At 43.3% G+C, this 12,136-nt stretch carries 11 protein-coding genes; 10 read left to right on the top strand and 1 reads right to left on the bottom strand.

Features of this window, described 5'->3' with window-relative positions; translation table 11 throughout:
- Window positions 1–19: 19 nt before the first annotated feature.
- The 9 genes from rpoC to HMPREF2885_RS01215 all read left to right on the top strand — a co-directional run bounded on the left by rpoC (window position 20) and on the right by HMPREF2885_RS01215 (window position 9,914).
- On the top strand, window positions 20–3,685 hold the full coding sequence (gene rpoC, locus HMPREF2885_RS01175) for a DNA-directed RNA polymerase subunit beta' (RefSeq protein ID WP_070534614.1): 3,666 nt from the start codon (window positions 20–22) through the stop codon (window positions 3,683–3,685).
- 110 nt (window positions 3,686–3,795) lie between these two features.
- Window positions 3,796–4,215: a nucleoside-diphosphate kinase gene (ndk, locus tag HMPREF2885_RS01180; protein ID WP_049501265.1), complete on the top strand. Its 420-nt coding sequence runs from the start codon at window positions 3,796–3,798 to the stop codon at window positions 4,213–4,215.
- A 134-nt stretch (window positions 4,216–4,349) separates the two neighbouring features.
- Entirely contained in the window at window positions 4,350–4,973 is a 624-nt protein-coding gene (locus HMPREF2885_RS01185) for a hypothetical protein (RefSeq protein ID WP_049501270.1), read from the top strand.
- Window positions 4,974–5,056: 83 nt separating this feature from the next.
- Entirely contained in the window at window positions 5,057–5,500 is a 444-nt protein-coding gene (gene tsaE, locus HMPREF2885_RS01190) for a tRNA (adenosine(37)-N6)-threonylcarbamoyltransferase complex ATPase subunit type 1 TsaE (protein WP_000556959.1), read from the top strand.
- The gene (locus HMPREF2885_RS01195) at window positions 5,490–6,011 is read left to right on the top strand and encodes a GNAT family N-acetyltransferase (protein ID WP_070656878.1); all 522 of its coding nucleotides are present in this window, start codon (window positions 5,490–5,492) and stop codon (window positions 6,009–6,011) included. Before tsaE ends, HMPREF2885_RS01195 begins: the two co-directional genes overlap by 11 nt.
- A 4-nt stretch (window positions 6,012–6,015) precedes the next feature.
- Window positions 6,016–7,056: a glycopolymer--peptidoglycan transferase LytR gene (gene brpA / locus HMPREF2885_RS01200; RefSeq protein ID WP_000592175.1), complete on the top strand. Its 1,041-nt coding sequence runs from the start codon at window positions 6,016–6,018 to the stop codon at window positions 7,054–7,056.
- A gap of 72 nt (window positions 7,057–7,128) precedes the next feature.
- Window positions 7,129–8,385 (top strand): competence/damage-inducible protein A, encoded by a 1,257-nt coding sequence (locus tag HMPREF2885_RS01205; protein ID WP_070656879.1) that lies wholly within the window; start codon window positions 7,129–7,131, stop codon window positions 8,383–8,385.
- 54 nt (window positions 8,386–8,439) lie between these two features.
- Window positions 8,440–9,591: a recombinase RecA gene (gene recA, locus HMPREF2885_RS01210; protein ID WP_001085520.1), complete on the top strand. Its 1,152-nt coding sequence runs from the start codon at window positions 8,440–8,442 to the stop codon at window positions 9,589–9,591.
- A 128-nt stretch (window positions 9,592–9,719) separates the two neighbouring features.
- Window positions 9,720–9,914 (top strand): PspC domain-containing protein, encoded by a 195-nt coding sequence (locus tag HMPREF2885_RS01215; RefSeq protein WP_070656880.1) that lies wholly within the window; start codon window positions 9,720–9,722, stop codon window positions 9,912–9,914.
- Between the two features lie 131 nt (window positions 9,915–10,045).
- Here the strand turns inward: HMPREF2885_RS01215 and HMPREF2885_RS01220 are convergent, their stop codons facing one another.
- Window positions 10,046–10,600 carry a GNAT family N-acetyltransferase gene (locus HMPREF2885_RS01220; RefSeq protein WP_070656881.1) on the bottom strand — a complete coding sequence of 185 codons (555 nt, stop codon included), beginning with the start codon at window positions 10,598–10,600 and terminating at the stop codon, window positions 10,046–10,048.
- 109 nt (window positions 10,601–10,709) lie between these two features.
- On the opposite strand from HMPREF2885_RS01220, the gene HMPREF2885_RS01225 reads away from it, so the two are divergent.
- Window positions 10,710–12,080, top strand: coding sequence for an MATE family efflux transporter (locus HMPREF2885_RS01225; RefSeq protein WP_065371556.1), 1,371 nt, complete (start codon window positions 10,710–10,712; stop codon window positions 12,078–12,080).
- Window positions 12,081–12,136 lie beyond the last annotated feature (56 nt).

The following is a 12,136-nucleotide window of genomic DNA, read 5'->3' on the forward strand; positions in this document are numbered from 1 at the left end:
AATAGAAAGGGAAGAAATAGTGGTTGATGTAAATCGTTTTAAAAGTATGCAAATCACCCTAGCTTCTCCAAGCAAAGTCCGTTCATGGTCTTATGGAGAAGTCAAAAAACCTGAAACAATCAATTACCGTACCTTGAAACCAGAACGTGAAGGACTCTTTGACGAAGTCATCTTTGGTCCAACAAAGGACTGGGAATGTGCTTGTGGTAAGTACAAACGCATTCGTTACAGAGGGATTGTTTGTGACCGCTGTGGGGTTGAAGTAACGCGTACGAAAGTTCGTCGTGAGCGTATGGGGCACATCGAGTTGAAGGCTCCTGTATCTCACATCTGGTATTTCAAGGGGATTCCAAGCCGTATGGGCTTGACCCTTGATATGAGTCCTCGTGCCCTCGAGGAAGTTATCTACTTTGCGGCTTATGTGGTGATTGATCCGAAGGATACACCACTTGAGCACAAGTCTATCATGACAGAGCGCGAATACCGTGAGCGCTTGCGTGAGTATGGTTATGGTTCATTCGTTGCCAAGATGGGTGCCGAAGCCATCCAAGACCTTTTGAAACAAGTAGATCTTGAAAAAGAAATTGCCGAACTCAAAGAAGAGTTGAAAACAGCTACTGGACAAAAACGTGTCAAAGCTATCCGTCGTTTGGATGTTTTGGATGCCTTTTACAAGTCTGGAAATAAACCTGAATGGATGATTCTCAACATTCTTCCAGTTATTCCACCAGATCTTCGTCCAATGTTGCAGTTGGATGGTGGCCGTTTTGCCTCATCTGACTTGAACGACCTTTACCGCCGTGTTATCAACCGTAATAACCGTTTGGCTCGTTTGCTTGAGTTGAATGCACCAGGTATCATCGTTCAAAATGAGAAGCGTATGCTGCAAGAAGCGGTTGACGCTTTGATTGACAACGGTCGTCGTGGTCGTCCAATCACAGGACCAGGTAGCCGTCCACTGAAATCATTGAGCCACATGCTTAAAGGGAAACAAGGGCGCTTCCGTCAAAACTTGCTCGGAAAACGTGTTGACTTCTCAGGACGTTCCGTTATCGCCGTTGGTCCAACTCTTAAGATGTACCAATGTGGTGTGCCACGTGAAATGGCGATTGAGCTCTTTAAACCATTTGTGATGCGTGAAATCGTTGCGCGCGACATCGTGCAGAACGTCAAAGCGGCTAAACGCTTGGTGGAACGCGGAGACGAACGTATCTGGGATATTCTTGAAGAAGTAATCAAAGAACACCCAGTACTTTTGAACCGCGCACCGACCCTTCACCGTTTGGGGATCCAAGCCTTCGAGCCAGTCTTGATTGATGGTAAGGCTCTTCGCTTGCACCCACTTGTCTGTGAAGCCTATAATGCCGACTTTGACGGGGACCAAATGGCCATCCACGTACCGCTTTCAGAAGAAGCTCAAGCAGAAGCTCGTATCTTGATGTTGGCTGCTGAGCATATCTTGAACCCGAAAGATGGTAAACCAGTTGTTACTCCATCTCAGGACATGGTTTTGGGTAACTACTACTTGACCATGGAAGAAGCTGGTCGTGAAGGGGAAGGAATGGTCTTCAAAGACCGTGACGAAGCGGTTATGGCTTACCGTAATGGTTATGTTCACCTCCACTCACGTGTTGGTATTGCAACAGACAGCCTTAACAAACCATGGACAGAAGAGCAAAAACACAAGGTCTTGCTGACAACAGTTGGTAAAATCCTCTTCAACGACATCATGCCAGAGGGTCTGCCTTACTTGCAAGAACCAACAAATGCCAACTTAACAGAAGGTGTTCCAGCTAAATACTTCTTGCCACTAGGTGGAGATATCAAGGAAGCAATCAGTAATCTTGAACTCAACCCTCCATTCAAGAAGAAAAATCTTGGAAATATCATCGCTGAAATCTTCAAACGTTTCCGTACGACAGAAACTTCTGCCCTACTTGACCGCATGAAGAACCTCGGATACCACCACTCAACTCTTGCAGGTTTGACAGTGGGTATTGCCGATATCCCAGTCGTTGAAGACAAGGCTGAAATCATCGAAGAATCACACAAACGTGTAGAACAAATCACCAAACAATTCCGTCGTGGTATGATCACAGACGACGAGCGCTACAACGCTGTTACAGCTGAATGGCGTGCAGCCCGTGAAAAATTGGAGAAACGTTTGGTTGCCAACCAAGATCCTAAGAACCCAATCGTTATGATGATGGACTCTGGAGCTCGTGGTAACATTTCAAACTTCTCACAGCTTGCCGGTATGCGTGGTCTGATGGCCGCTCCGAACGGACGTATCATGGAATTGCCAATCCTTTCAAACTTCCGCGAAGGTTTGTCAGTACTCGAAATGTTCTTCTCAACTCACGGTGCCCGTAAAGGTATGACCGATACGGCCCTTAAGACAGCCGACTCAGGTTACTTGACTCGTCGTTTGGTTGACGTTGCCCAAGATGTGATCATCCGTGAGGACGATTGTGGAACAGACCGTGGTCTCTTGATCCGCTCTATCGCAGAAGGAAAAGAGATGATCGAGTCTCTCGAAGAACGTCTCAATGGTCGTTATACTAAGAAAACTGTTAAACATCCAGAAACTGGTGCAGTGATCATCGGTCCAAATGAGTTGATTACGGAAGACAAGGCGCGTGAAATTGTCAATGCTGGTGTGGAAGAAGTGACTATCCGCTCTGTATTTACATGTAACACTCGTCATGGCGTCTGCCGTCACTGTTACGGTATCAACTTGGCGACTGGTGATGCGGTTGAAGTTGGTGAAGCAGTTGGTACAATCGCTGCCCAATCTATCGGGGAACCTGGTACACAGCTTACAATGCGTACCTTCCACACGGGTGGGGTTGCCTCAAATACCGATATCACTCAGGGTCTTCCTCGTGTCCAAGAAATCTTTGAAGCCCGCAATCCTAAAGGGGAAGCGGTCATCACAGAGGTCAAAGGACAAGTTACAGCTATCGAAGAAGACGCGTCAACTCGTACCAAGAAAGTCTTTGTTAAGGGTGAAACTGGCGAAGGTGAGTACGTGGTTCCATTTACAGCACGTATGCGTGTCGAAGTTGGAGACCAAGTCTCTCGCGGTGCAGCATTGACAGAAGGTTCTATCCAACCAAAACGTCTCCTTGCTGTTCGTGATGTCTTGTCAGTTGAAACCTACCTCCTCGGTGAAGTACAAAAAGTTTACCGTAGCCAAGGGGTAGAAATCGGTGACAAACACATCGAGGTAATGGTTCGTCAAATGATCCGTAAAGTTCGTGTCATGGATCCAGGTGACACAGATCTTCTTATGGGTACTCTCATGGACATCAACGACTTTACAGATGCCAACAAGGATGTTCTTATCGCAGGTGGAGTTCCAGCGACTGGTCGTCCAGTTCTTATGGGAATCACCAAAGCCTCACTTGAAACAAATAGTTTCTTGTCAGCGGCTTCCTTCCAGGAAACAACTCGTGTCCTTACAGATGCAGCCATCCGTGGTAAGAAAGATCATCTCCTTGGACTCAAGGAAAATGTTATCATCGGTAAGATCATCCCAGCTGGTACTGGTATGGCTCGCTACCGTAACCTTGAACCACAAGCTATCAATGAAGCAGAATATCTGACTCCAGAACAAGAAGAGGCAGAACTTGCTCCTGTAGAGGAAGTTGTGGAAATCCAAGTTGAAGAAACAGTAGAATAAAAGCAAACAAGAGAACCTTTGGGTTCTCTTTGCTTTATTTCAGAAAATTTTCCAACTTTTTCATAAAGTATGGTAGAATAGAAGAACTAAAATGCCAAGGAGGTGTCCATATGGAACAAACATTCTTTATCATTAAGCCAGATGGTGTGAAAAGAGGGCTGGTCGGCGAAATTCTGCAAAGAATGGAACAACGAGGTTTCAAACTCGAAAAATTAGAGCTACGCTCAACAGTTTCAGAAGCTTTGATTGACCAACACTATCAAGACTTGGTTGAAAAAAGTTTTTATCCTCCTATCCGTCAGTTTATGACCTCAGGACCAGTAGTGGTGGGCATTCTATCAGGTCCGAAAGTGATTGAAACTTGGCGGACCATGATGGGTGCTACTCGTCCAGAAGAAGCTCTGCCAGGAACTATCCGAGGAGATTTTGCCAAGGCTGCAGGAGACAATCAAGCCATTCAAAATGTAGTTCATGGCTCCGATTCTGAAGCTTCTGCAAAACGTGAAATTGCTCTCTGGTTTAAGGATTAGACTGGTAAAAGAACAGCTCTGTGCACAACAGAGCTGTTTTTTGGTCAGTTGAGCACAAAAAATGGACACTTGAGGCGGAAACAATCATTTCAAACTCCTCACAAGGTATAATCCCATATAGGGAGGGAAAAGAAATGGTAAAATCAATTCGCCTATTGTTGTTGATTGCAGTCATCCAGATTAGTTTTAGTAGTTGTCTATTATGGAAAGAATCCTTTTTATCTTTAAAACAGACCAATGCTTATTTTTTGATTTTGATAGTAGGAATTTCTGTTCTTTGTGCTGGGATAAATTATTTCCATACAGCAGACCAGTCTAGACATAGTATTTTACATGTTCAAAAGAAAGTGAGTCTGGTTTATTGCCTCCTTTTAGTAGTCAATCTTCTGGCAACCTGTCTGGTTCTCTCAGAAAGCATCCAGACCACTAGCAAATTGCAGCAGGAATTGGTTGACCTCTTTTTACCCTCCTTCTTTTTCTTGCTAGGAGTAGATCTATTGATTTTCTTACCTTTTGATAAAATTTTCCGCGATATAGAAAATCACCTAAATAAAAAGAAAACAGTCGTCATTTCCGTTCTAGCCACGTTGGTTTTCTTGAGGAATCCTTTAGTGATTTCCTCGATTCTCCTTTATATCAGTATTGGTTTTCTATGCGCACGTTTCCTTTTTCCCAAATGTATCCAAAGGGAAATCTCCTTTTATGGACACCTGATTCGGGATATCCTGTTTGTTTTTTCAATAGTTGTATTCTTTTAAGTGGAGGAGAATTTTTCAAAATTGTTATAGTAAGTCCATAAAGAAAATTCACACAAAAGAAAACTTTTTGGTATAATAGTAGCATGCACACAAAAAATGAAGAAGAGCTTCTAGCTCTCGGAGAAAGATTAGGTCATTTGCTTCAAAAAGACGATGTTCTGATCTTGACTGGAGAGTTGGGTGCGGGTAAAACAACCTTTACAAAGGGCCTTGCTAAGGGCTTGGATATCCGTCAAATGATTAAAAGTCCAACCTATACCATTGTCAGAGAGTACGAAGGGCGTTTGCCACTTTACCACTTGGATGTCTACCGTATCGAAGGTGATGCTGATTCTATTGACTTGGATGAGTTTCTCTTCGGTGGTGGTGTGACTGTTATTGAGTGGGGGCATCTTTTGGGTGAAGATTTACCAGATTCTTACTTGGAGTTGGAAATTTTGAAAGAAGCTGAGGGTCGTTGTCTTCATTTTACAGCTCATGGCTCTCGGGCTGAACAACTCATCAAGGAGCTTCAAGATGGAGTATGAGTTGTGTATTCGTGAGGCAGAGATTTCAGATGCTACAGCCTTAATTGCATTTTTAGATTGTGTCGGTCAAGAGACGGATTTTACCAGCTTGGATGAAAATGGTATCATGATGACAGCTTCTGAAATGGCTCTTTTTATCGAAAAACAAGCTGCATCAGAGAATCAAATTACTCTCCTCGCCTTACTGAATGATGAGATTGCAGGAGTCTTAAATATCACTGCTGATCAGCATGTAAGAGTTCGACATATCGGTGATGTTTTTCTAGCAGTTCGAAAGAAATTCTGGAACCAAGGCTTGGCGACTATACTTCTAGAAGAAGGCATCGAGTGGGCTAAATCCAGTGGTGTCTTGTGCCGTTTGCAACTCAGTGTACAAAAACGAAACGAGGCTGCGATCCACCTCTATTCAAAAATGGGATTTATCACAGAAGGATTACAAGAAAGAGGAGCCTATTTAGCAGAAGGGATATTTTTAGATGTTTGTCTTATGGGCAAGCTGATAAATGAATAACGAGATGATTAAAAAATTAATTGGAATGGTGCTAGGTTTCCTAGCAGTAACAGTTTTAGGTGTAGCGGTTTATGGCTATACCATCTACCAACAGGGAACAGAAACCCTAAGTAAAAAGACTTACAAAAAAATCGGGGAAGAAACCAACGTTATCGAAGCGACGGAGCCTCTGACTATCCTCTTGATGGGGGTAGATACGGGAAATGTGGAACGTACAGACCCGTGGGCGGGAAATAGTGATTCCATGATTCTCTTGACGGTTAATCCCAAAACAAAGAAAACCACAATGATGAGTTTGGAACGGGATATTTTGACCAAGATTGAGACTGGAAACGGTCAAGTTCAGGAAGCCAAACTCAATGCGGCCTATGCTAATGGTGGTGCGGAACTTGCAATTTCTACTATTCAAAAGATGATGAATATCCACATTGACCGCTATGTGATGGTTAACATGCAGGGGCTTCAACAATTGGTGGATGCAGTTGGTGGAATTACCGTCAACAATACACTCGGTTTCCCAATTTCGATTGCTGACCAAGAGGAGTTTAATAAGATTTCCATCGGTGTTGGAGAACAAACTTTGAATGGTGAGGAAGCCTTGGTGTATTCACGGATGCGTTACCAAGACCCTGAAGGAGACTATGGTCGTCAAAAACGTCAACGTGAAGTTATTCAAAAAATCGTTGAGAAGGTTTTGAGCCTAAACAGTGTGAGCCATTATCAAGGTATCCTCAAAGCTTTGAGTGATAACATGCAGACCAATGTGGACTTGTCAGCTAAGAGCATTCCACAATTGCTCGGCTATCAAGATTCTTTCAAGAATATCGAAACGCATCAATTGCGTGGGGAAGATGCTGAGCTACAGGGAATTTCTTATCAGATTGTCACTTCAGAACATATGCTCGAGATGCAAAATCTCTTGCGTAGTTCGCTAGGTAAAGAGCCAGTGACAGAATTGGAAACCAATGCGGTACTGTACGAAACAGCCTTTGGTCGGACAGCTCCTTCAACCAGTACGAACGCTTCAAACGAAGAAGCAGAATAAGAAAAGAATCAAATCGTGGGAAATTTCCTGCGATTTTTTCAAAAAAATTCGAATAGATAAGTAGGAGGAAACATGAAAGCAGAAATTATTGCTGTTGGAACAGAAATTTTAACAGGGCAGATTGTCAATACCAATGCTCAGTTTTTATCAGAGAAACTAGCCGAAATCGGGGTAGATGTCTACTTCCAAACAGCTGTTGGAGACAATGAAGCTCGTCTTTTGTCCTTGCTGGAGATTGCGAGTCAACGTAGCAATCTTGTGATTTTGACAGGGGGCTTGGGACCAACTGAGGATGATTTGACCAAACAAACTCTGGCAAAATTTTTAGGAAAAAATCTAGTGTTTGACCCTCAAGCGCAAGAGAAACTGGATATCTTCTTTGCTCATAGACCTGACTATGCTCGGACACCGAATAATGAGCGCCAAGCCCAAATTGTAGAAGGGGCAACTCCACTGCCAAATGAAACAGGTTTAGCAGTCGGAGGGGTGTCGGAAGTGGATGGCGTGACCTACGTGGTCCTTCCAGGACCACCAAGTGAGTTGAAACCCATGGTCTTAAATCAACTCTTACCCAAGTTAATGACTGGTACCAAGTTATACTCACGAGTGCTCCGTTTCTTTGGAATTGGGGAGAGTCAGTTGGTGACCATTTTGGCGGATTTGATTGACCATCAAACAGATCCGACTTTGGCGCCGTATGCCAAGACGGGAGAAGTGACCTTGCGTTTGTCTACAAAAGCAGTCAGTCAAGAAAAGGCTGATCAAGCACTGGACATCCTAGAAAATCAAATCTTGAGTCGCCAAACTTTTGAGGGAATTTCTTTACGAGACATCTGTTATGGATATGGGGAAGAAACCAGTCTCGCAAGTGTCGTTGTAGAAGAGCTAAAGAAGAGACAGAAAAGCATTACTGCGGCAGAAAGCTTGACGGCTGGTCTCTTTCAAGCGACATTAGCAGACTTTTCGGGCGTTTCAGCCATCTTTAATGGCGGTTTTGTCACTTACAGCCTAGAAGAAAAGTCTAAGATGCTAGAAATTGCCGAGCAAGAGCTAAAAGAACACGGGGTCGTTTCTGAGTTTACGGCTCGAAAAATGGCAGAGCAGGCACGGATCAAGACTCAGTCTGATTATGGTGTCAGTCTGACAGGTGTAGCTGGGCCAGATAGCCTAGAGGGTCATCCAGCTGGTACAGTTTTTATTGGACTGGCACATGCCAAAGGGACAGAGGTGATCAAGGCCAATATAGCAGGACGGAGTCGAGCAGATGTTCGACATATTGCGGTCATGCATGCCTTTAACCTAGTTCGCAAGGCTTTATTAAGTGACTAAATTTTGGTATAATGAAAGATAGGTCTAAGGACCAGTAGAATATAGGAGAACAAAATGGCGAAAAAACCAACAAAAAAATTAGATGAAATTGGGAAAAAATTTGGAGCTGACCGTGAAAAAGCATTGAACGATGCTCTTAAATTGATCGAAAAAGACTTTGGTAAAGGCTCGATCATGCGCTTGGGTGAGCGCGCGGAGCAAAAAGTTCAAGTGATGAGCTCAGGCTCATTGGCTCTGGATATTGCTCTTGGTTCAGGTGGTTATCCTAAAGGACGTATCATCGAAATCTATGGACCAGAATCATCTGGTAAGACAACGGTTGCCCTTCACGCTGTTGCGCAAGCACAAAAAGAAGGCGGTATCGCTGCCTTTATCGATGCGGAACATGCTCTTGACCCAGCCTATGCCGCAGCCCTCGGTGTGAACATTGACGAATTGCTCTTGTCACAACCAGACTCAGGAGAGCAAGGTCTTGAAATTGCTGGAAAATTGATTGACTCAGGTGCAGTTGACCTTGTCGTTATCGACTCGGTTGCGGCCCTTGTACCTCGTGCGGAAATTGATGGGGATATTGGAGACAGTCACGTTGGTTTGCAGGCTCGAATGATGAGCCAGGCTATGCGTAAACTCGGTGCTTCTATCAATAAAACCAAGACAATTGCCATCTTTATCAACCAATTGCGTGAAAAAGTTGGGGTCATGTTTGGAAATCCAGAAACAACACCTGGTGGACGTGCTTTGAAATTCTACGCTTCAGTCCGTTTGGATGTTCGTGGAAGCACGCAAATCAAGGGAACTGGTGACCAAAAAGATACCAATGTCGGTAAGGAAACTAAGATCAAGGTCGTGAAAAACAAGGTGGCTCCACCATTTAAGGAAGCCTTTGTTGAAATCATGTACGGAGAAGGGATTTCTAAGACTGGAGAGCTCTTGAAGATCGCAAGTGATCTCGATATCATCCAAAAAGCGGGAGCATGGTACTCTTACAAGGGTGAAAAAATCGGACAAGGATCTGAAAATGCTAAGAAATACTTGGCGGATCACCCAGAAATCTTTGATGCCATTGACCACCAAGTCCGTGTTCAATATGGTTTGATTGAAGATGAAGAAAGAACAACTCCTACCTCTGTTGCAGAAGATCTAGCACCTAACCAAGAAGTAACACTTGACCTAGGCGACGGACTCGAAATCGAAATTGAAGATTAAAAATAAAAGCGGAGAAGTCCTTCTCTGCTTTTTATGTTTAATTATTAAGTCTCCATAGCTTCAAAAGCGTAAAAAAAGAGTATTTAATCAAAAAAATTAAATCATTCTATAAAAAGGAGACTACTATAATGGAAAAACGCCTTGTTCGTAATGTACAAGACAAAAAGATTGCTGGTGTATGTGCTGGTATCGGTGACTACTTTAACATGGACCACACACTTGTTCGTGCACTTTGGATCATCTTCACCCTACTTGGTGGTTCTGGAATCTCAGCTTATGCTGTTCTCTACTTCCTTCTTCCAGAAGGCAATGCAGAAGCTTAAGCCATAGAGAGAATAAAAGTTTATTCTGATTAGTTGAAAATAAAAAATGCATGTAATCGTATATTACATGCATTTTTATATGTAACTTCTATCGAAAAAGAGAGATTCTTCACCAGATGGATAAGTCTTGTTTAATGGTCACTAAAACGACGATACTCTATATGAAAGTCAAAATAATGTTCATTCTGTAGCTTTTGGAAGATGTCGCGATAGGCTTCTTCGTCAAAATGGTCGCCACGGTAGAGAATTTCAAAACTCAAACCATCGTACTCTAGAAAAGCGTTGGCTGTTTTGAAACCATTTTGGTGATAGAAATCCATGCGGGCCTTTCTCTGCTCCAAGTTATCGCATTCTTCGTCCAATCGCTCGACTTCTAGTAACATGGTTCGCTGATAAAAATCAGTCAGCTTTTCGATGATTTCTTTTCCATATCCGTGGCTTCTCAAGTGGGGCATAATGGCAAAAAAGCTGATATAGAAGGCCTTTGGATTGGAGATGGCAAAAGCAAAGCCGACAAACTCTTCTTGGTTATAAAAGGCAAAAAAGTGGGCGTCTTCTCGGTCTTGATAGCGCAAGAACTCTGACAGAGGAACTCGTTCTTCCTCGGGGAATGCTTCCTTGTTTAGCTTTTCAACCTTATCTAGATCAGGAAATACATCGGTAATTAATTGACTGGTCAAACTCATAAATGAACTCCTTTTCTTGATTATAGCAAATTGTCTCTCTGTAAGCAATTGATTGCAAACTTAGTGATAGAGCCTTGTCGCTCCTTTAGAAAGCCGATATAATAGCTTTATGAATAAGAAACGATCCGTGGACTTGATACATGGTCCTATTCTTCCTGCGCTGTTAAGCTTTGCCTTTCCAATCTTGCTGTCAAATATTTTCCAACAGCTCTATAATACAGCTGACGTCTTGATTGTTGGACGATTTCTTGGTCAAGATTCCTTGGCAGCAGTAGGGGCGACAACTGCCATTTTTGACTTGATTATAGGCTTTACGCTTGGTGTTGGAAATGGCATGGGGATCGTCATTGCCCGCTATTATGGGGCTCGTAATTTTACAAAGATCAAGGAAGCAGTAGCAGCCACCTGGATTTTAGGTGCTCTTTTGAGTATTGTGGTCATGCTGATGGGATTTGTCGGTCTGTATCCTCTCTTGCAATATTTAGATACTCCTGTAGAAATCCTTCCTCAATCCTACCAATATATTTCTATGATTGTGACTTGTGCCGGTGTCAGCTTTGCCTATAATCTCTTTGCAGGTTTGTTGCGGTCCATTGGAGACAGTCTAGCAGCTCTTGGATTTCTGATTTTCTCTGCTCTGGTCAATGTGATTCTCGATCTCTATTTTATTACGCAACTGCAACTGGGTGTTCAATCTGCGGGACTTGCTACCATTATCTCACAAGGGTTGTCAGCGGTTCTTTGCTTTTTCTATATCCGTAAGAGTGTTCCAGAACTGCTTCCTCAACTCAAGCATTTTAAATGGAACAAGGCCTTGTATGCGGATCTCTTGGAGCAAGGTTTGGCTATGGGTCTGATGAGTTCCATTGTGTCCATTGGTAGCGTGATTTTACAGTCTTCTGTCAATACTTTTGGAGCTGTGATTATTAGTGCACAAACAGCAGCTCGACGGATTATGGCCTTTGCTCTCCTTCCAATGACGGCTATTTCTTCTGCTATGACGACCTTTGCCTCTCAAAATCTAGGAGCCAAGCGACCAGATCGCATAGTCCAAGGTCTTGGTATTGGGAGTCGTTTGAGTATGTCCTGGGCAGGTTTTGTTTGTATCTTCCTCTTTTTTGCCAGTCCTAGCTTGGTTTCTTTCTTGGCCAGTTCGACAGATACCTACTTGGTAGAAAATGGTAGCCTCTACCTGCAAATCAGTTCAGTCTTTTATCCGATTTTGAGCCTTTTGCTGATTTATCGCAATTGCTTGCAGGGATTGGGGCAGAAAGTCCTTCCTCTAGTTTCCAGCTTTATAGAACTAATCGGGAAAATCGTTTTTGTGGTCTTGATTATCCCTTGGGCAGGGTATAGGGGAGTCATCTTTTGCGAACCCCTTATCTGGGTTGCCATGACTACCCAACTGTACTTTTCACTTTTCCGCCATCCCCTGATAAAAGAAGGCAAGGCAATCTTGGCAGCCAAAGGACAATCCTAGCTGGATTTGCTGAATAAAATCCATTTCCTCTAGTGAAAATCGAAAAAACTTGTGTT

This window comes from Streptococcus sp. HMSC062H02 (assembly GCF_001813005.1).
GTDB lineage: Bacteria > Bacillota > Bacilli > Lactobacillales > Streptococcaceae > Streptococcus > Streptococcus oralis_S.